Source organism: Acaryochloris marina S15, from assembly GCF_018336915.1.
Taxonomy (GTDB): Bacteria; Cyanobacteriota; Cyanobacteriia; order Thermosynechococcales; family Thermosynechococcaceae; genus Acaryochloris; species Acaryochloris marina_A.
In genome coordinates this window covers 1,582,805-1,603,892 of record NZ_CP064923.1, presented here as the reverse complement: position 1 = coordinate 1,603,892, position 21,088 = coordinate 1,582,805, and the positions used below count along the sequence as shown (strand labels likewise).

16 protein-coding genes and 1 pseudogene are annotated in these 21,088 nt (G+C 44.6%); 7 read left to right on the top strand and 10 right to left on the bottom strand.

The window, feature by feature from the left end; all coding sequences use genetic code 11:
- The first annotated feature begins 14 nt into the window (after positions 1-14).
- Complete coding sequence (locus I1H34_RS08060; RefSeq protein ID WP_212665146.1) at positions 15-806, top strand: IS5 family transposase; 792 nt, start codon at positions 15-17, stop codon at positions 804-806.
- A gap of 180 nt (positions 807-986) precedes the next feature.
- Here the strand turns inward: I1H34_RS08060 and I1H34_RS08055 are convergent, their stop codons facing one another.
- Positions 987-2,795 (bottom strand): DUF2808 domain-containing protein, encoded by a 1,809-nt coding sequence (locus tag I1H34_RS08055; RefSeq protein ID WP_212665145.1) that lies wholly within the window; start codon positions 2,793-2,795, stop codon positions 987-989.
- 456 nt (positions 2,796-3,251) lie between these two features.
- Between I1H34_RS08055 and I1H34_RS08050 the strand changes: the two genes are divergently transcribed.
- Positions 3,252-4,682 (top strand): tetratricopeptide repeat protein, encoded by a 1,431-nt coding sequence (locus I1H34_RS08050; RefSeq protein WP_249369911.1) that lies wholly within the window; start codon positions 3,252-3,254, stop codon positions 4,680-4,682.
- A 49-nt stretch (positions 4,683-4,731) separates the two neighbouring features.
- Here I1H34_RS08050 and I1H34_RS08045 read toward each other — a convergent pair whose 3' ends face one another.
- The 3 genes from I1H34_RS08045 to I1H34_RS08035 form a co-directional block, all read right to left on the bottom strand.
- Positions 4,732-4,890, bottom strand: a complete 159-nt coding sequence (locus I1H34_RS08045; RefSeq protein WP_212665143.1) for a hypothetical protein — start codon at positions 4,888-4,890, stop codon at positions 4,732-4,734.
- Positions 4,891-4,936: 46 nt separating this feature from the next.
- Entirely contained in the window at positions 4,937-6,922 is a 1,986-nt protein-coding gene (locus I1H34_RS08040) for a M48 family metallopeptidase (protein WP_212665142.1), read from the bottom strand.
- A gap of 153 nt (positions 6,923-7,075) precedes the next feature.
- Positions 7,076-7,411 (bottom strand): hypothetical protein, encoded by a 336-nt coding sequence (locus I1H34_RS08035; protein ID WP_212665141.1) that lies wholly within the window; start codon positions 7,409-7,411, stop codon positions 7,076-7,078.
- Positions 7,412-7,980: 569 nt separating this feature from the next.
- Between I1H34_RS08035 and lepA the strand changes: the two genes are divergently transcribed.
- A complete protein-coding gene (gene lepA / locus I1H34_RS08030; protein ID WP_212665140.1) occupies positions 7,981-9,792 on the top strand; it encodes a translation elongation factor 4 in 1,812 nt (603 codons plus the stop codon).
- A gap of 216 nt (positions 9,793-10,008) precedes the next feature.
- Here lepA and ruvC read toward each other — a convergent pair whose 3' ends face one another.
- A complete protein-coding gene (ruvC, locus tag I1H34_RS08025; RefSeq protein WP_212665139.1) occupies positions 10,009-10,479 on the bottom strand; it encodes a crossover junction endodeoxyribonuclease RuvC in 471 nt (156 codons plus the stop codon).
- A 217-nt stretch (positions 10,480-10,696) separates the two neighbouring features.
- Between ruvC and I1H34_RS08020 the strand changes: the two genes are divergently transcribed.
- From I1H34_RS08020 to xth, 3 genes are all read left to right on the top strand, one after another.
- A complete protein-coding gene (locus tag I1H34_RS08020; RefSeq protein WP_212665138.1) occupies positions 10,697-11,287 on the top strand; it encodes a VOC family protein in 591 nt (196 codons plus the stop codon).
- An 8-nt stretch (positions 11,288-11,295) separates the two neighbouring features.
- Entirely contained in the window at positions 11,296-12,129 is an 834-nt protein-coding gene (gene menB, locus I1H34_RS08015; protein WP_212665137.1) for a 1,4-dihydroxy-2-naphthoyl-CoA synthase, read from the top strand.
- A gap of 958 nt (positions 12,130-13,087) precedes the next feature.
- Complete coding sequence (gene xth / locus I1H34_RS08010; protein WP_212665136.1) at positions 13,088-13,897, top strand: exodeoxyribonuclease III; 810 nt, start codon at positions 13,088-13,090, stop codon at positions 13,895-13,897.
- Between the two features lie 20 nt (positions 13,898-13,917).
- Here the strand turns inward: xth and I1H34_RS08005 are convergent, their stop codons facing one another.
- From I1H34_RS08005 to rlmD, 5 genes and pseudogenes are all read right to left on the bottom strand, one after another.
- Positions 13,918-15,288 (bottom strand): sensor histidine kinase, encoded by a 1,371-nt coding sequence (locus tag I1H34_RS08005; protein WP_212665135.1) that lies wholly within the window; start codon positions 15,286-15,288, stop codon positions 13,918-13,920.
- A 46-nt stretch (positions 15,289-15,334) separates the two neighbouring features.
- A complete protein-coding gene (locus I1H34_RS08000; protein WP_212665134.1) occupies positions 15,335-16,093 on the bottom strand; it encodes a response regulator transcription factor in 759 nt (252 codons plus the stop codon).
- A 117-nt stretch (positions 16,094-16,210) separates the two neighbouring features.
- Positions 16,211-17,236: a DMT family transporter gene (locus I1H34_RS07995; RefSeq protein WP_212665133.1), complete on the bottom strand. Its 1,026-nt coding sequence runs from the start codon at positions 17,234-17,236 to the stop codon at positions 16,211-16,213.
- A gap of 130 nt (positions 17,237-17,366) precedes the next feature.
- Positions 17,367-18,538, bottom strand: a pseudogene (gene gltS, locus I1H34_RS07990) (sodium/glutamate symporter).
- Positions 18,535-19,971, bottom strand: coding sequence for a 23S rRNA (uracil(1939)-C(5))-methyltransferase RlmD (gene rlmD / locus I1H34_RS07985; protein WP_212665132.1), 1,437 nt, complete (start codon positions 19,969-19,971; stop codon positions 18,535-18,537). The pseudogene gltS and the gene rlmD overlap by 4 nt, the downstream one beginning before the upstream one ends.
- Before the next feature lie 506 nt (positions 19,972-20,477).
- On the opposite strand from rlmD, the gene I1H34_RS07980 reads away from it, so the two are divergent.
- Positions 20,478-20,831 carry a DUF4878 domain-containing protein gene (locus I1H34_RS07980; RefSeq protein WP_212665131.1) on the top strand — a complete coding sequence of 118 codons (354 nt, stop codon included), beginning with the start codon at positions 20,478-20,480 and terminating at the stop codon, positions 20,829-20,831.
- The last annotated feature ends 257 nt before the right edge of the window (positions 20,832-21,088 follow it).

Below are 21,088 nucleotides of genomic sequence, written 5' to 3'. Positions count from 1 at the left end.
CAGGAGACCCCAAAATGACACGACTAGCATACGACACTGACTTAACCGATGCCCAGTGGGAAATATTAAAACCCTATATTCCTGATGCCAAACCGGGTGGACGCCCGCGCAGTATTGATATGCGAGAGGTTTTGAATGGGATTTTTTACTTGGTTGCCAACGGGATTAAGTGGCGTGCAATGCCCCATGATTTCCCGAAATGGCAAAGCACATACACCTATTTTCGGGCTTGGGAGGACGACGGAACCTGGGAGAAGCTCAATACTGCATTGCGCACACAGATTCGCCTTCAATCAGGTCGTAATGCACTCCCCAGTGCAGGGAGTGTCGATAGCCAATCGGTCAAGACTGCCAGTGGCGGACAAGACATCGGGTTTGATGGGGGAAAGAAAGTCAAAGGACGCAAACGCACCATTTTGGTCGATACGATGGGGTTAGTGCTGGGGGTCTGTGTCCATAGTGCGAAACGTTCTGACCATGACGGAATGACCTTACTGGCAACGTTCTACGCCGCTTTTTGGAGTTGTCTCCAAGTGATTTGGGTGGATAGTACCTTTGCAGGTAAAGACTTTATGGCCTGGGTTGGCCAGCAGTTTGGTTGGACACTAGAGCACCTCAAACGCACCAGCGATGAACCAGGTTTTACAGTCATTCCGAAGCGCTGGGTTGTCGAACGCACCTATGCCTGGTTCGGTCATTATCGACGCTTGAGTAAGGATTATGAATTTTTGCCAACCACTAGCGAAATGATGATCTTTGCCGCTATGGTTCATTTGATGGTTCGTCGATTAGAGCCTCAAACTTAAGCTGGGTAGACTGTCTTTTTACTTTTCAAACAGCTTCTGAGAAAGGTGATTCAAAGCTCTATTTTGAATGACCGTACCCAGAACAGGTCATTGTGATTGCCTGAGAGCCTCTGTTTTTCGTAGTCAAGTCAACACTAAGACTTGCCACAGACGAATCAAAAAGCCATTGTCATCCCGCAATTACTTGGAGCTTCTGTAAAAATCGAATCTTCCAATGCCTGCAAACTGCCCTTTAGCAGTGTCTCCTTCTGGAAATGCCGTTGCCTCAAATTGATAAGTACCAACAGAAGGATTTCTAACGGGTCGAACAGCGATAGTCACTCCTTTCCCAGGGACTACCGGTGAGTCAAAAACAACCGTGAGAGTCCGGGTAGGGGGATCTGTAACGATAAGTCCTAGAGGTAATTCTGTCCCCTTATTTCTTGGCGTACCCTCAAAAGCATTTACTGCTCTAGCTTTAAATCGTGGATATTCAACTCCCTGTTTAAGAGTTAAGTTAATTTGCTGAAGCGGTAAGTTAGCTGATGCGGGAACATCAATTGTGAAGTAGTAAGTTGCCCCTAATTCTTTCGCATTTTTACTGGTAGATTGCGAGCGAACTAATCTAGGTGCTTGGGCAAATGAAATTTGAGGGCCACGGTTTTTAGATGGAATTTTGGGAGCATCCAGCAATTCAGCTAACTTGGTTGTCGATTTAGGTTGAGTTGTAGGACTTATAGGAGAAGTAGGTAGCTGAGCTGGTTTTGCAGTTATTTGTAGAGGAGCTGGAGGTGCTTTAGGAGTAGTGGCAGGTAACTGAGCTGGCTTTGCAGTTGTTTGTAGGGGAACTGGTGGTGCTTTGGGAGTAGTGGCAGGTAACTGAGCTGGCTTTGCAGTTGTTTGTAGGGGAACTGGTGGTGCTTTGGGAGTAGTAGCGGGCAGCTGAGCTGGCTTTGCAGTTGTTTGTAGGGGAGCTGGTGGTGCTTTGGGAGTAGTAGCGGGCAGCTGAGCTGGCTTTGCAGTTGTTTGTAGGGGAGCTGGTGGTGCTTTGGGAGTAGTAGCGGGCAGCTGAGCTGGTTTTGCAGTTGTTTGTAGGGGAGCTGGTGGTGCTTTAGGAGTTGCCGGTAGCTGAGCTGGTTTTGTAGTTGTTTGTAGAGGAGCTGGTGGTGCTTTGGGAGTAGCGGCGGGCAGCTGAGCTGGCTTTGCAGTTGTTTGTAGGGAAGCTGGTGGTGCTTTAGAAGTTGCCGGTAGGTGAGTCGACTTCGCAACTGTTTGTTGAGGTGTAGAGGGAGAACTAGGCAATTGAGCAATATTGGTATCTACTTGCTTTGCGGCTCTAGAGAATGTGTTTATCGGAATACCAAGGTTAAATCCAGTTTTAATGGGGTATTCTTCATACCCTGACTGATAGACCTCTCTACCTTCAGCTAATCCATGAATACCGATAACTTCCCCACCTTCATTAAAAATGGGGCCACCACTCATACCGGCACGAGTAACATTTGTGTAGATTAACCGATAGCCTCTAGCAACAGGGCGTGGGCAAATGCCAGAGATTTCTCCACTTGTAATCTGATAGACGTGAGGGAGCGCTTTACCCGGTGCTGGCCAGCCAGCAATGAATACTTTGTCTCCTTCTGTGACGTTATCGGAGTTGCCTAGTTTAGCTTGAGGGTAATTTTTATTACTGATGAATGACACAATAGCAAGATCAATGTTTGGCAACCTTCTAACAGAGCTGTAATCCAAACGATATCTTGATCCGTCGGGTGTCACTATTTCATATTCATCTTCCGTTTCAACAACATGTTCAGCAGTTAGAACAAAATAGCTATTTCCTTGTTTGCCAATAATTACGCCGGAGCCAGGATTTTGCCCATCAACCAGAATGGTGCTTTTTTTAGCTAAGCGGTAAACATCAGCTTGTTTGTTTGCAGCAATTACATAAGGTTGGGTTGCTGTAATTACTATGCCCAGAAGTGCTGTCGGTAATATGGATAAACACATCATTAAAATAGTTAGTGATAGAGTTGGGCATTTTTCAAATGCAGATTATAGTTTACCTTGCGGCATTCAGGCTAATTTTCAATAAATCCAACAGATCTTAGTAAATACTAATAAGTGTTGATGAAGATGTATAAGCTCCAAAATAGAATTATAGACAATTTTCAGGAGCAGTTATACAGTAATGTAATTTTATTTAATTCAAATCGAATAAATAGTCACAACTTCTCTGCCTATGCCTAAAAATACATTAAATAATCACTATTTAGAGGCTCTATAAAGTCTTGCTAGATATTTTTTAGCTGTCTTTTTAATTGTTTTATATCAAGATCTTGGATTGAATTCTTGATAGTTTATATCGAATGGAGTTCAGGTAGACCCATAAAATAGTACAGAAACACTACTGTGACTGATTGCTTTAGGAGAACAGTAAAAATGAGCTATGGCCTTAGACTATTCCGCATGGCACTATCAGCATTTTTGCTTGTACTGTTAACTTGCAGAGTTGCTGCTGAACCAACTAGCTCTGAGGTTCTTTTATCACAAGCTATTCCTTCTGGTGAACAAAATTCAAATGCCAATTACCTTTTTCAGCAAGGAATTAAGCAGTTTGAGGTGCGTCAGTATCAATCTGCCTTGCAGTCTTGGTTGAAAGCGCTAAAAATCTACCAGGTGCTCAAGAGTGATGACGGTGAATTAAAAACTCTGAATAATCTGGGGCTTACATACTCTAATTTAGGCCAATACAAGAAAGCTATTCAGCTCTATGAACAGTCCTTAACGATTGCACGTAAAATTGGCGATCAAAAAACTGAAGCGAGTTCACTTAATAACCTGGGGTCAACTTATTACTCTCAAAAGCTATACCTAAAAGCAATTAACTACCATAAAAAATCATTAGGTATTGCTAATCAATCTGGCATGAAAAATATTAAGGCTGATGCTTTAAATAACCTTGGCAATGCTTCTTATGCAAATCAAGGATATCAAGATGCCTTTGAGTACTATCTCCGCTCTTTAGAGATTCAGAAAAAAGTAGGTAATCGCAAGGCTGAAATACAAGCTCTCAATCAGTTGGGAAATTCAGCATATGCCTTGGGTAAATATCAGAAGGCGATAGAATTCTATGAGCAGTTTATCGCCATAACCAATGACAACAATAATACTGAACAGAAAACTATTCTATTCACCAATCTAGCAACTGCTTATACTTCAGTCGGTCAACTTCCAAAGGCAATTGAGCAGTACCAACAATTATTAGAGTTCATTGGCAGTGCCAACAATGAAGCTAAGGCGAAAGTTTTAAATGATATTGGAAATACTTTTTTCTCGTTAGGTCAATACCAAAAATCAATTACATACTACCAAAACCTTTTAGAGATTACACGTCAGCTTAATAATCAAGAAAGTGAAGTAAAGGCTCTCAATAATTTAGGACTTGCATCATATTCTTTGGGCCAACATCAAAAAGCATTGGAATACTACCAACAATCCTTGCCTATCGTCCGTCAGCTTGGCAATCAAGAAAGTGAAGTAAAGGCTCTCAATAATTTAGGACTTGCATCATATTCTCTGGGTCAATATCAAAAAGCTTTGGAACATTATCAACAATCCTTAACTATTGCTCGTCAAATGGGTGAGCAAACAATCGCGGTAAATTCTTTACATAATTTAGGTAATACAACCTATGCACTAGGTCAATATCCTAAAGCACTTGAATATTATCAGCAGTCGCTATCAGCTTCAAGACAAATTGGCAATCACACTGTTGAAATATCTTCGCTGAATAGCCTGGGAAATACCTATGATGCCCTTGGACAGTACCAGAAAGCCATTGAATTCTATCGCCAATCTTCAGAATTAAAGAAGAAAAGATTAGGAGAAAAAAAATAGATTATTTTTGTATTAGCTGTTGTAATTGTGCATTAAACTAAGCTTGTTGCTATTCTCCAAACAACCAGGAAAATAGTCCCAAGATCAGCCCCATAGTTAACAGCTTGGGAATACTCAAAGCATGGAAAGCATCAATGGGCCAAAACAGCATCATTTTGGTGATTTGAATACTAATTGCCAATAGAACAATAAAAACAACGGCAGGCATGCTTCCCCTCGGTTACTGCTGATTTGCAGTTTCAATTTATGTTAATTCAATTCGGTTCGTTCTTTCGCTCTGATGGGTCAGTCGTTGCGGGTTGGTTTGGTAAAGCAGAATCAGAGGTTTGCTCTTCTGCAGATAATTTAGGTGTATTCTCTTCAAGATTAGTTTGTGATTCTTCTATCGATGGAACTTTTTCTGACGGAGAAGTAGAAGAGGACTGAGATTCCGTATCAGAGTTGGTATCGTTTTTGGTTGGATTGGTATCGCTCTCAGATTGCTCCGAGGAGTCTTCAGATTGCTCTTCCTCCTCCTTCGCTTTTTTTAGTTCGGCTCGCACCAGCTCTTGAATTCGCTGATGCTCTTCAATGCCTTCATAGGCATAGCGATTATAGCCATTGTCCGTAATGAGAGTTTCGAGATATTGAACCCGCTCTACACTGCCAGGATGAGACGAAAACCACGGGGCAACAAAGGGTTTATCTTCCTTACTCAAAGTCACCATCAAATTACGAAGGCCATCCGCAGCATAGTTCGCAGACGCTAAAAGACGAGTGCCCAAAACATCAGCTTGCCGTTCCATCTCTCGACTATAGTCAGCCACCACTAGACTCGTAAATAAACCGCCCACATAAGGGATTAATCGAGTTAGTCCACCCGCCTCAGCACTCTCCGTCGCAATCTGAAATCCATGGGAGAGGACTGCATGGGACAGTTCATGGGCAATCAATCCCGCTAACTCCGCTTCAGAGTTACTTTTGAGGATGGCTCCCCCATTAATAAAGATTTTTCCCCCAGGCAATGCGAAGGCATTGAGCTTTTCGTTATTGACCACATAGAACTGGTAGTTAAACTCCCGCCCTGCTATCGGCGTTAGTTTTTGGGCAATCCGATCCACGTAATCTTGGACTCCTGGATCCTCTATGAGGGGGAGTTGGTCCTTGGCTCGATTTGCGATCGCATCTCCCACTGCCGTCTCCCCGCGCAATAGCAAAATGGAAGTCTGCAAAGCGGACAAGCCAGGTATAGGACTCCCCGTAATCGCAATCCCCAACGCTCCCGTAATAAAACTACCAATCGTATTATTGGTAATCTGGGTGCGCAAGCGGGCTCGGAAGCGATCCTGATATTCCTCCGATAAACGTGCAAACTCCGGAGCTTCAGGATGATCTGGATTCAACAATGCAAATTGGCGGGCTGTGATCGAAGCCTCTAACCATTGTTTAACCTGAGTTTGTTGTTGCATGAGCCCTTTTTGCAGCTCAGGCTGATTAGGATACAATGCAGCAGCCCGCGCCATCACCGCTAAAGCCTCATCCACTTTTCCATCCGCCACAAGTTCTTCTGCCAGCCGTAGATGTCCCGGCACAAATTCGGGATACTCCTTCACCAGCAATCTCAAGGGCACAAAAATTCTCGTTTTTAGATTAAGCTCAGATCCTGCTTTGGCTTCTCGCCAATACACTCGCCCACCCGGCGATAATTGAGCTGAATCCTGCATCGGCTCAGCCAGAGGTTTCGCTGTAGCACTATCCGAGAATGGGCGTTTCGCTTGCTGATAGAGGGCGGAAGCAGCTTTAATTTGACCCGATTGATATAGCTGATCAGCCTCTATCAGCAACTTTTGCCTAGCTTTTTCCTCCGGAGACTGTGATGCTTGATCATCAACACCATCAGCATCTTTAGATTGGGACAGTTCATCTGTCTCATCTTTTCCAGGATTCGTATCTACCGGAACAGATGTGGCCTCTGCCTCAGACACTGATGGTTCCGGAGGAGCATCGGCTGTCTCTTCAGACTGAGATAGATCACGATTGGCCTGGGCAACAGCTAAAGTCGAGGCTGAGCTATCCGTTTGACTCAGGGGCGCAGCAGATAAATGGCTAGATTTTGGTGGTTGAAGCGATCTTATATCTGAAGCTTCTGATGATACAGGCAACCATTCAACCTGCTCAATCGCTACCCCATCCGTAGCCCCACTCACCAGAGAACTGGCAACGGTAAAAAGCAGACAGAATCTAAAAGAGACGAAGGACATACTGCCAATGACATGAACGGCGAAGAATGCTCTCTTCTAAAACGCTATCTACACCAGCATTGGGTCAAGACAGTCACCATATATAGAGAGGCAATCCCATCAAATGGGCCATCCCTATTCTAAGTATATTCTCTCGAATCCATGAAAATTATTCTATGCCTGACTATATCCAAAGTTAAGAGTCAGTTTCCGTAATGTAGCCATCCACATGTCAGGTGGATCGCAATAACGCTCTAGTTGAATAATCTGATAATGACTAGAGCTACCTAAACCAGAGATCTCGATATAGTCTCCAGGTTTTACACCATCCCTTTGGGTCGTCATGTAATAAAGGCTCTGATCTGGCGAGGCCTCTAGCACAAATTGATTATTGAGATCTCTCCAAAGATATTGATGCCACTTTCGTCCCGCTGCAAGACATTGGTAAGGGTATGAGCGACTTTTTTGAGTCAATTTACGCAATGTGACTTGAAGGGCATGAAAGCTCATGTAATATCTCCACTGAAAAATTGCTCAAAGCAAACCATATTTGTATCTTAGAGAACCATCGTGAAAAAGCTGTGAATAGATATTGTCTTATTTTCTGTTAACAAGCAAAAAATATTTCCCTCTGATCTACATACCATAGAATCTGCCCACAAATGAGATTTATTTTTGGAGGAAGATTGATTAATTTAGTGAGTATTTTTACACAGGATTCGGCTATAGCCCCTTTACACAAAGCATATAAAAAACTTAATCTGCTATTCAAATCTAAAAAACAATTAATACTGTTGCTCCACAAATACCGCTTATAAATCAAGCATTGTTAAGCTTAACAAGACGATATTGCATGACTCTTAAACACCTAATCCAACCTACTTTCTCTTAAGAATTACTTAATCTCAATGTTACGATTTCATTATTTTCAAGAACAAATGGGTTCTTGGATATAGTGGCGGATCACTTCATGCATTTCCAGGTCTTGGGCAGGCTGTATTCGTTGGACTGGATTAAGAAGGATTACAATTCATTCATAAGATGCTGCGATTATTCTGCTAAGGACTGGCCAAATTTCCATGACTGATGTTCCTGTCTCTCGCATTCGAAATTTTTCCATCATTGCCCACATTGACCATGGCAAGTCGACTCTAGCGGATCGTCTGTTACAAACCACTGGCACCGTGGCAGATCGAGAGATGAAAGAGCAATTTCTCGACAATATGGAACTAGAGCGGGAGCGAGGAATTACCATTAAGCTGCAAGCGGCCCGCATGGCCCATAAAGCAGCAGACCAGGAAGATTATGTTCTTAATCTGATTGATACACCTGGGCATGTCGATTTTTCTTATGAAGTCTCTCGTTCCTTGGCAGCCTGTGAGGGTGCCCTGTTGGTGGTAGATGCTTCCCAAGGGGTAGAAGCGCAAACTTTAGCCAATGTCTATCTCGCCATCGAACATGATCTAGAAATCATCCCGGTCCTTAATAAAATTGATTTACCCGGCGCTGAGCCTGATCGGGTGAAGCAAGAGATTGAAGAAATTGTTGGCTTAGACTGTAGTGGGGCCATTCTGGCATCTGCTAAAACAGGCATCGGCATTGAAGAGATTCTGGAATCCATCGTCCATTTAGTCCCCCCACCAGAAGATACAACCCAAGACCCCTTGCGCGCATTGATCTTCGACAGTTACTACGATCTATATAGAGGTGTAGTAGTTTACTTTCGGGTCATGGACGGCACAGTCAAAAAAGGCGACCGCGTTCGTTTAATGGCATCAGGGACAGAATACGACATTGATGAATTAGGAGTATTGTCACCCACCCAAGTTCAAGTTGAACAACTGCATGCTGGGGAAGTGGGGTACTTTGCCGCTGCAATTAAAGCCGTTGAAGATGCTCGGGTCGGTGACACCATCACCCTTGCTAAAGCTCAAGCTGCTGAACCACTACCAGGCTATGTGGAAGCTAAGCCAATGGTCTTTTGCGGGATGTTTCCCATCGACGCCGATCAGTTTCCAGATTTACGAGATGCCTTAGAACGTCTCAAACTCAATGATGCAGCATTAAACTATGAACCAGAAACCTCTAGTGCCATGGGGTTTGGGTTCCGTTGTGGATTCCTAGGACTGTTGCATATGGAGATTGTGCAAGAGCGCTTGGAGCGAGAATATAACTTGGATTTGATTATTACAGCTCCGTCTGTGGTCTATCGAGTGACCACCCTTAAAGGCGAAATCTTGCTGATTGATAATCCCAGTGCTCTGCCTGACCCTCAACGTCGCGAGAAAATTGAAGAACCGTTTGTTCAGGTGGATATGATTACGCCGGAAGAGTATGTCGGCACCCTAATGGAGTTAGGGCAGAGTCGCCGGGGTACCTTCAAAGATATGAAATATCTCACCCCAGGGCGAACAACCTTAGTCTATGAGTTACCTCTAGCCGAGGTGGTTACTGACTTTTTCGACCAAATGAAGTCGCGGTCAAGGGGGTATGCCAGCATGGAATACCAACTGATTGGCTATCGAGAAAATCCCTTAGTCAAGCTGGATATTTTGATCAATACGGATCCTGTTGACTCTCTAGCCGCCATTGTTCATCGAGATAAAGCCTATTACACAGGACGCGCTTTAGTCAGTAAGCTGCGAGAGCTGATTCCACGACATCAGTTTAAGATTCCGATACAGGCTGCGATTGGGGCTAAGGTGATTGCCAGTGAGAGCATTCCAGCCCTAAGGAAAGACGTACTGGCAAAATGCTACGGTGGCGACGTTTCCCGGAAGCGAAAGCTCTTAGAAAAGCAAAAAGCAGGTAAAAAACGGATGAAATCTGTGGGGCGGGTTGATGTTCCACAAGAAGCCTTTATGGCTGTTCTACGGATTACGGATGAATAAATCCAATTTCCTCTCCGATCAGGAAAGCCCCTAGCAAATATTTTCTAGGGGCAGCTATGGCTTATCAACCTACTCAGGATGCCCATTATTAGGTACCTTTAGAGCTTTACAAATAAAAAAAGTTTAGAGTTAACATCAATTTTTTTTTGATGTTTTGGCTATAGTTGGACTGGTTAAATATGGGAGGTAAGTCCATATTTCGGCGCATATTGATGCTTATCGCTGAAACCATGCAGTCAGGGCAACGGCTAGGGCATCTGCCGCGTCGTCTGGCCGAGGCAAGCAATCTAAGCAGAGTTCTCTAGCAACTGCTTCCTGCACAGCAACTTTATCTGCAGCGCCATATCCAGTTAGAGCCAACTTAATTTGAGCCGGCGTATATTCAATGATGGGAAGCTGATGCTGCGCTAGCACCAGCAATAAGACCCCACGAGCTTGGGCCACTAAAATCGTATTGCCCATGCGATAGAAGAAAAGTTTTTCTATCGCCACCAAATCGGGCTGATGGGTGGTGAGAACTTGATGCAAGTCCTCGTAAATCGTCTGCAATCGTTGCCCAATATCAGTTTTGGCAGGTGTTTGGATAATTCCAAAGTCCAGGAGTCCAATGCTATCTGTATCCGTGCTGATCACACCAAAGCCTAAGGATGCTAACCCCGGATCTAAACCCAAAATCTTTTTTGTCACTATTGATAGAACAGCCTTTAAGCACAACGTATAACAATAGGCTAAAGTCATGAGGTCTCCAGAATAGAGTTATGACTCACATTGGCCTCGATTCTCTATCTAGGATTCTTATAATAGTAAGACGTTATGTAATTGACTTACCTTCAACTCGTATAAGAGCAGTCTGTACTGTTTCAGCTTGACGATTACTTTCCTATAGAAATTCATAGAAACCGGAATGATTTCCCCTATCTATCTCAGCCTTGTTCCCCTGCAGACTCCTCTTGTTGCTGGTTTTTTTCTACCGATTGATGGCCTCTTCTCCACTCAAGGGGTAATGGTGATGCTTTTGGCGGCCTATGCTGGGGCCATGTGGATGTTCCTGTCAAGTGCACCCAAGGTGCATACGCTGATGGTGTCAGATCTGGAATTAGCTCGCCAATTTTTTGAAGGAGAGCTGCAGTTGCGAACCGCAGAAGTCCCCCTTCACTACTATTACAACTATGAGCAAACGCTGGGCTTATCGGGGATAGATCCCCTTTATATGTCTACGGATTTTGGCCGACCAGCCATGCAGCAATTGAGCGGCACCGATGGATTTTGGTATCAACTCAAAAAAAATGTCCAATTGCATGTGATTGGTGGGGCGAGCATTGGAGACAAAAACAGGCAGCGTCATGTTTGCTTTGATCATGACTGTCTAGAACAGATTTTGATGAAGGTGCAAACTCGCTATGTGAAATATAAGATTCGGCGAGAAAAACCACTAAACTTCTTAGTTAAGACCTACGAAGGTGCTGTAATAGAGTTTGCTGAAGTTTCTAATTAACGCAAGTCATGTCTTTCTCTTGGCAACCCGTCAAATCCTATCAAGATATCCTGTATCACAAAGCTGACGGCATTGCCAAAATCACCATTAATCGTCCTCACAAACGAAACGCCTTTCGCCCTCAAACCATTTTCGAACTCTATGATGCCTTTATAGATGCTCGGGAAGACCCAAGCCTTGGCGTCATTCTTTTAACGGGAGCAGGTCCCCATACAGACGGCAAGTATGCGTTTTGCTCCGGTGGGGATCAAAGTATTCGAGGAGATGCTGGCTATGTTGGAGATGATGGCATCCCACGTCTTAATGTTCTAGATCTACAACGGTTAATTCGTTCGATCCCCAAGGTCGTTATTGCCCTGGTGGCAGGATATGCCATTGGCGGCGGGCATGTCTTGCACTTGATCTGTGATTTATCCATTGCTGCAGACAATGCTGTTTTTGGCCAAACAGGTCCTAAAGTGGGTAGCTTTGACGGTGGTTTTGGAGCCAGCTATTTAGCCCGTGTGGTAGGCCAAAAGAAAGCCAGAGAAATATGGTTTCTCTGCCGCCAATACGATGCCCAAGCAGCCTTATCTATGGGATTAGTGAATACGGTAGTCCCAGTCGCAGAACTAGAAGCTGAAGGGATTCAATGGGCCCAAGAGATTTTGCAAAAAAGTCCTTTGGCAATCCGCTGTTTGAAAGCAGCTTTTAATGCAGATTGTGACGGACAGGCCGGTATTCAAGAGTTGGCTGGGAATGCCACGCTGTTGTTCTACATGAATGAGGAAAGTGCAGAGGGAAAAAATGCCTTTCTCGAAAAACGGGATCCGAATTTTAGACAGTTTCCTTGGCGGCCTTGATGGAGTCATTTTTTCGAGCATGCTGGGCCATGATCCCATAATGCTATTGGCTTATATACAGTTCAGGGAGCAAGTAATACTTGCTCCCTGAGACTAAATTAGTTTTTTAAATTGATCTGAAGACTCAGATCGGATGAAAAGGTTTTATCAACCTGCATCGATGATCGATCATTAGATGCAATCTAAAGAGTTGGGGTTAGAACTCGACGAGCGGATGCGGTCTCTAAACGATAGGGCTCAATAGACTTCTGTGGATGATTAATTGAGAGAGCCTCTATAGCAGAAGAAAAACTTGGGATCATTAGAGAACATGCTTTCCACTCCCCACGAACTGGAGCCCCAAGCTGCTGACATTGTCCGCCTCGTCTTCCCTCTGGGGAGTAATGTTGACAATAGCGGCAAGCAAAAGTGGGAGAACTCAAAGTTTTCATAGAGTGAGTTGAAAATCAGTAGTTTTAATAGACAGAAAAACTTCGTAATATTTGTTAATGAATTTGAAGTATTTCCTTAGTTTTGCTAAGGATTTCTGCAGTGGGTTATTAGCCTTCTTTATATTAGGTTTCTCAGATTTCGGGTTTGCACCATTCGACAGCCGATAAAACCTTTAACAGCAAGCTGTTAGGTGATCCCCTGCCATTAAAGCTGCATTTATCTTTTCTTTATGTTTGACATGAGAAATCCGATAAAAAGCTTCAAAAGAGGCCTGGGGATCAGATGAATGAAAGACATAGCTTGCTTTCTCAGACAAGTGCAAAGTATAAAAACTGGGAAACCGTTAGGGTACCCCAATGAATCCTTCAACACGCCAACAATGTCAAAAAATACACTGTCGACTTAGCTGTATCTTTGTATAGATTCGCAAAACTTATAGTCAATTTGGCTACTAATCCTCATAAGTTTGTGCGGAAATACGCAAAAAAATAATTCAGGGTTTTGTTTCAGGAATAGAAAAAACGTGATGAAAATTGCTAGCTGGAATGTAAATTCTATCCGAACACGCTTGGAGCATGTTTTGGATTGGTTATATGCCCAATCGATAGATGTTTTATGTCTACAGGAAACGAAGGTTATTGATGATGACTTCCCCAAAGCCTCTTTTGAGGAGGAAGGTTACCAGGTATATGTTTCGGGACAAAAAGCTTATAACGGTGTAGCTTTAATCAGTCGGACGGCTCTATCTGAGGTAAATACGGGTTTCACCCCTCTACTCGGTTCCAATGATTTGACTCAGCACTATGACCAGCAAAAACGTCTGATCACGGGGATCATTTCTCCTGGCATTCGCATTTTGAATTTATATGTTCCCAATGGCTCAGAAATTGACAGTGAGAAGTATGCCTACAAATTAGAGTGGTTGGACCTATTACATCGCTATGTTGAAAAGCTGCTGCATCAGGATTCCCAACATCTTCTGATCTGTGGTGATTTTAATATTGCCCTAGACGATCGAGATATGCATGATCCCACTAAGCGGGAGACCCATGTTATGTCTACAGATCGAGAGCGACAAGCTTTGCAAAAGGTATTGGAGCTCGGGTTAGAAGACGCTTTCCGTAAGTTCAACTCCAAGTCAGAGCAGTTTAGCTGGTGGAATTATCGGGCAGGGTCTTTTCAACGAAATAAGGGTTGGCGGATTGACCATCATTATTTAACGCCAATGCTATACGAACAAGCGACAGCCTGCACGATTGATGCAGCCCCTCGTCGGTTACCCAAACCTAGCGATCATGCTCCCGTTGTGGTCGAAATAGATACCCAAAACTTGTAGGTGCAAACTACTGAAGACACTTACTTCTGAGGGCAAGGTAACAGAATTTGTAGCCAGGCCCCGCCTGTTTGGGGATGGTTGCGGGCCCGAATGGTGCCGCCGTGGGCAAGGATGATTTGCTGTGCGATCGCAAGTCCTAAACCACTCCCCCCCACAGGAGTCAGAACAGAGGATTGCTCCTGTTCTGATAGGGCAACAGAGGTCGCTTGAATGACATCTGATCCCTCTAGAGATTGTAGGCTCACTGACTCAGCATTTCCCACTATGGCACTACCTCTCACTCTAGAAAGATCAGAGCGATAGAAGCGCTTAAAAATATGAGGAAGAGATTCTACGGAAAAACCTGAGCCTGTATCAATAATATCGATACAAAGACTTTGCCCTCCTTCCACTTCCTCAGCAGACTGAACGACTTCTACCTGGACAATAATGGGCTGATCAACCGGACTGTACTTAATAGCGTTATCGATCAGGTTAAGGAACACGCGATACAGTCGATTCTTGTCTGCTTCTAAAGTGCAATCTTCCACCCCCTGGTAAAAAAGGGACAGATTACGCTGCTGAGCCAAAGGTTCCAAATTCAGCCAAGCCTTGTGAATCAGACTGGGAACATTAACAGGTTGCAATTTTAGGGTTTGGGCTTGATTGAAGGTGATTCGGCTGAGTTCGAGTAAATCTTTCACCAAGTCGCTCAGGCGGGTGACTTCTTGCAACAAGCGATCAATATGGGAACGATGTTGCCAGCTAATGCGGGGTTCAAGAGTTTCCACCATGAGTCGAATAGAAGTGAGGGGTGTTTTTAACTCATGGGCAACATCTGACGTCCAGCGATCTCGATCCTCAGCCAAGTTCTTCGTCTCAGTTCGATCTTCAATAAATACCCCCACATGTCCTTCAGACAGAGGAATACCATAGGCCTTGAGCGGCCACTCTTGAGCCCGCTCAGACAGATGCATAATCCACTCAATTTGATGCTCTTGCTGATCTGAGCGAACTTGACCAATCAATTGATCCAACTCTATAGAACGCACCACTTCTAGGAGAAGACGATTCGGCCCAGCATCCCAAGAACGACTTTGAATCTTCAGAAGATCGCAGGCCCGTTCATTAATCCAATACAAATTGTCGGCACTATTAACCTGCAAGTAGCCTACCGGGGCTCGATGTAGAATATCTTGCCAACCTAACAGCTCTTGCTCATGCAGCTGTAGCTGATCTTGAAGTTGCAGCGTCACTCGAGACAGCCGGCTCAAGGGAGACAAGGCAGGACGATAAGGATCACTCGGTAAGTTACGAATAATCCGTTCAAGTTGGTTGTTGAAATGACGAGCAGACCAGGCTAACAGTCCTAGACCCAGACCTAATCCTGCGAGGAACCATACCAATTGCACAATACTCTCCGGTATTTAAGCTTGAGATTCCCTCAAATCCTCATTTCTATCCAAACCGATAGCCAAATCCTCTAATGGTGACCAAGTAATCTGGATTACTGGGGTCAATTTCTATTTTTTCCCGGAGCCACCGAATATGTACATCGACAGTTTTGCTATCACCAATGTAATCCGGTCCCCAAATTTTTTCGAGAATCTGCTCCCTCGGCCAAACTCGCCGAGGATAGCTTATAAATAATTCTAAAATTCTGAATTCTTTAGGAGACAGATTAACTTCTTCGTTCCGAACCATCACACGACATTCATCAGGATGCAAACTGATCTCTCGACAGGTGAGTAGGGCTCCCTGGGGATCGGTATTATTGAGCCGCTGCCGTCTTAAGAGAGCTCGGCAGCGAGCGATCAATTCCCGCATACCAAAGGGCTTGGTGAGATAGTCGTCGGCACCCACTTCGAGGCCGACAACCCGGTCGGCTTCCGTATCCTTAGCACTCAACATAAGTACCGGAACAGTCGAGCCTTCGCGGCGAATAAACCGGCACAAATCAATCCCATTAATGCCGGGCAGCATAATATCTAAAATAATCAGATCTAAGGTTGATGCCTGCTGCGATCTCGACTTAAATAGCTGAATAACATCCAACGCTGTTTGGCCATCAGCAGCCGTAATCACCCGATATCCTTCACTTTGCAGCGCCGGAGCAATGGTTTCGCGAATATTTTCTTCGTCTTCTACTAACAGAATCTGCCCCATTGTGGTCGGCAGTTGCTCAAAAGAGCGAGCATTAAAGTCAGTAGATAGCATACAGAGTAGTGCCAAAATAGCGACAAGCCGATTCTAGCACTGAATCTTCCGCAAACCATTAGCCTGAGAGGCCTTTAACCGAAGCATAACCTAATTTTTATCGATTTAAGAATAAAATCAATGAATAGCGCTGGATTTCGCGGCTCCCTTACTAATCGTTGCAAAATACAACCCAGTCAAAATGATAAAAAAGGCAATCCAATTCAATAAATTGAGCTGCTCTCCAAACACTTTCCAGGCCAGAATGGCGGTGATTAGAGGCTCCATAAGCATAAAAATAGAGACAAATCCCGACGTAAATTGCTTGAGGCAGTAAGCCAGCAGACCTTGTCCTAATCCTTGGCTAATTACCCCTAAAGCAATGACGGCTAACCAAACCGTTGTAGATGTGGGAAATAGTTGATTCCCCCCCATCAACACAATCGGAATCGTCAATAGTCCAGTCACGATACAAGAAGACAACATGATGGTGGTGGTGGTAAATCGCGTCCGCAGTTTTTCAATCACCAGAAAATTGGCGGCATAAAAAACGGCTGATAATAAAGCAGCCCCATCCCCCACTAGCCCACTAGTGCCAACCTGAAAATCGCCGACTCCAATGATTAACACCCCAGTGATTGCCAACCCCAGACCCATCAGGAATTGACGATTGAAGCGATGTCCTAAAAACAGCCACCCCCCTAATGTTGCAAACAAGGGGGTCATGTTATGGAGGAGATTGGAATTTGCCACACTGGTTTGGGTGAGAGACCAAGCCCAAGAACCTGCCCGACCGTAGATCAAGATCCCCAAACACACAAACCAGAGCAAATCACGAATTTGAAGCGGTTGAGATGTCTGATCAGCTTCTGCAGGAGGTTGGCGAAATTGTTGGAAGCCACTCCACATTCCTAAAGCCAGAGATGCAATCCAAAATCGGTTAAAAATTGTAGCGCTGGCTGTTAGCTCTTCTTCGCTCAAGCGAGTAAATATTGCCGAGAAAGACAAAATACAGACTGCGGCGAGCAAAGCAGCAAAGGGCAAAATAGATGAAGTCTGCGATGCAGATTTCTCGTAAAGAGCCTCTAGAGCTTGCGGGTCAGCAGCAGGTCGCTGCAACGTTTCAAGGGTCTGCTGAGGCCGCTCTAGGTCTTTGGTAATCATTATTGAGTCAATTTTGAAGAGTGGGCTGTCGCGAGGTAAATGATCCCCATTATTATGTTATGTTACGAGACCCCTGGACAAAATATATATTGTGTAATTTTTCGATACATTTCTTTTACAATGCTGTATTTTAAGGCGCTAGCATTAAAAAGAATTGGATAACGACCGCATTGGCAATATCCATACAACAAGCTCCCAATAAAGGAATCACTAGCAAAGCCTTGGGAGAAGGTCCATATCGCTGGGTAATAGTGGTCATATTCGCCATCCCCACGGGCATGGCCCCCAGAACCATCCCCGTAAAGCCAGCACAGATCACGCTGGCATCGTAGTCACGCCCCGCAACCCAAAACACCCAGCACAAAGAGTTTGGACACCCAAAATAATCAGTAAGGGACCTGCTGTTTGCATCCAAGAAAGGATCTGCAAATTCATCAGGCTCATGACCAGAAAGAGCTGCAGGCTGACGTCATTCCAAAATGACAAAGCTGAATCATTGACCGTAATATTTCCCCAGTCTAGAAGATTGATCAAGAGAATAGCCACCAGCATGATGGGTAGAAATCGTGGCAAAACAATTCCCCAATCACTGGTGAGCAAGTGCAATCCCAATCCCAAACTCAGGGAAGTCGCAATCAATAAAACAATCCCAAACATGCCTTCCAAACTCGTCGGCATCGTCACTGAACTTTCCACCATAGAATCAGAGGGCGGGGATAGGGACTCCAGATCAAATCGGTGAATCAAATGCTGACTAATGGGTCCTGCTAAAACTCCTCCCACAATCAATCCCAAGGTCGCAGCTGCTAGGCTAAATTCCAATGCACCAGTCCATCCTTGAGCTTCAAGAAGTGTTCCCCAGGTGATCGCTGTACCATGGCCGCCCACAAAGGAAATCGTCCCACCGAGGAGTCCAAAGATGGGAGGGCAACCGACTACACATGCCACCAAGATCCCCACTGCATTTTGCAGGAATAGAAAAGCAACCATAACCCCAATCACAGCAAAAAGGGTTTTCCCTCCTTCTTTAAGCTGTTTAAAGCGAGCAGCTAGGCCGATCGTGCTGAAGAAGATCAAAAGCAGATTGTCTCGCAGGCTCAGATCAAATCGTAAATGCCAAGGGGTGAACAGATTGACATAGGCCACTAGACCACAGCCGATTAGACCGCCCGAAACAGCAGCAGGAATATTTAGTGTTCTGAGGAGAGGGATAGTGCGGGTGAGCAGGATACCAATCCCGAGAATAAAAATGCTGATCAGTAGAAAGGTCAAACAATCAATGTCGACAATGGACTCGCTCATGAAGCGCGCCGATTGAGGAAGGCGACACATTCTACATGAGAGGTTTGAGGGAAGAAGTCTACGGGTTGGACTCGATTGAGTTCGTATTGGCCTGACTGACAAAGCAACTTCAAATCACGAGCTAGAGTCGCAGAATGACAACTGACATAAACAACTCGCTCAGGCTTGAGGGACAGGAGTTGATCAATCACACTCTGGTGACAGCCTTTGCGAGGCGGATCTAACAAAACCAGATCCGGGGCAAAAGGTAGCTCGCCCAAACAGTCTTTGGCCGCTCCGGCAGAAAACGTTGCATTGCTAATTTGATTGAGGGTAGCATTGGTCTGGGCCTGGTCTATGGCTGCAGTCTGCAATTCAATACCAACAATCTCTTTAACCCGCTGAGCTAGGGGAAGTGTAAGGGTACCAATGCCGCAGTAAAGATCAACAACCTGTTCACTGCCCGTGAGTTGAAGGTGGTCGAAGAGGGTGTTGAGCAGGACTTCCGCTTGTTCGGTATGCACCTGAAAAAAAGTATCCGGACGTAGCTGAAAAGTTAGCCCCGCAAAGGTTTCTTGCAAATAGTTGCGTCCGGCGATGCAAGTGGTGTCATTCCCAAAGATGCGATTGGTCCGATGGGAATTGAAGTTAAGACAAATCCCCACCAATTGGGGATAACGTTCAAGCCACTCCTGTACTTGAGCATCTAGATCGGCTAAATCAGATAAAGCTTGGTTCGGTTTTGCATTAATAATCAGCGTCATTAAAATTTCTCCCGTCCGCCGCCCCATGCGGATCGAGAGGTGGCGAATCCGTCCCCGATGGTTTTGCTCGTTATAGATGGGCCAGTCTTGTGTTTGAATATCCTCTTTAATTTCAGCTAAAAACTGATTGAAATGAGGATCTTGGACCGGGCATTGATTGAGGTTAATGAGCTTGTGACTCCCTTTGCGGTAATATCCTGCCTGCACTCGGTTAGTGTTGGGACTCAACACGATGGGATAGGTGACTTTGTTGCGATACTCAATCGGGGATGGGGCAGCCAGTACTGGATCGACGGCTGGAGTCCGGAATTTACCGATTCGCTCTAGGGCTTGAATCACATGATTTTGCTTGGCGGTCAGTTGGTAGGCATAGTCCACCTGTTGCCACTGACACCCACCACATTTATCAGCAACAATGCACTGGGGTCTCACTCGGTGCGGCGAGGCTTGCTTAATACTTTGAAGCTGACCATAGGCATATCTAGGTTTGACCCGAAGCAGCCGCACACTAATATGATCGCCAGGAACGGTGTTTGGGACAAAAACGACCTGATTCTGCTCTCCCCATCGACCCACTCCATCTCCAGTCGGACTGAGATCTGTAATCTCTAGATCTAATAAGCTGCCTTGTTGCCAATGGCTTTCTGGTAGTTTCTGTTCACTAGCATTTTGAAGATTATCCACTGGCATAAGTTGATGCAATAACGATTGGAGTAAATAAGACGGAGGCTCTAAATCGGCTTAGGCTGATTGACTCTGCCATAGTCTTAAAGGCAAAACATAGATAATTCTGCTAATTCAAGCACTTCATCGTATCCGAATATTTGGCGAAATACCTTTTTTCCCCCACTAACATTTATGAACGTGTCCTCTAGAGATGACTTTTAAGGAAATCAACTACCGTTACTCGCAGGATTTATTCCCTTAACTAACAGCTGAGTTTCTCCATCTTTTTTGAAGCTGCAAACGAAATTATTTATGCAAACAATATTAAGATTCGCATGATAGTAGATCCTCATCCCCTTACTATCTTTTTATTCCCCAACGTGGACTGATCTATGGCTTTAGTAAAGCTCTAGAGCCTGAAAGTTCACACTAGAGTGCAGGTTCAAGGAATGCGTTAATCAATAAAAAAATTGAGGACTAAGGTGATGAACCTGCACTCTAGTGTGAATAAATTTACGTCACGAATTCTGATGACCGGTTTGGTCATATTAATAACAGCCTGTGGGGGAGTCCATTCTTCACCCCAAACAGTAGTTGAAGAATTTATCGAAGCTGGGGCAGATGGCAAGTTTGATGAACTTAAGCCTCTATGTGCAAAGGAAGCACCTAAAGCGTTATGTAATCCTAATGCAGATGACCAAGAAGAATTTGCCACAGTTATGAAAACCATCAAAATTGTTGGCGAACCTAAAGTTGAAGGAAATCAGGCTCTAGTTAAGATCAATATTTCATTTGAGGGTGCAACTGCAGAAGCAAACTTCCCTCTCACCAAGCAAGGAGATAAATGGCTTCTGAGTGGCGAACCTGAAGAAGTAGAATCATAAACCGATAGGAGCGATCTGGAAAAGCTTAACGAGATAGGGAACAAAGCATGCAGAGATTGCTCCACTGTCTCGTAACGATTAATGTCTAATCAGAGTTTGAGCTGAGATTACCTCTCATTAGCCTGAGAGTCATTGGCAATGGAGCTGTGACCGATCATGACGTCACAAAGTTGCCCTTTAGATACAAGCTTCTTTGGACAGCGCTAGACTAGAGGAGAGTCATATTTCGCGTTTTGTAGATGCGATCGCATCTACAA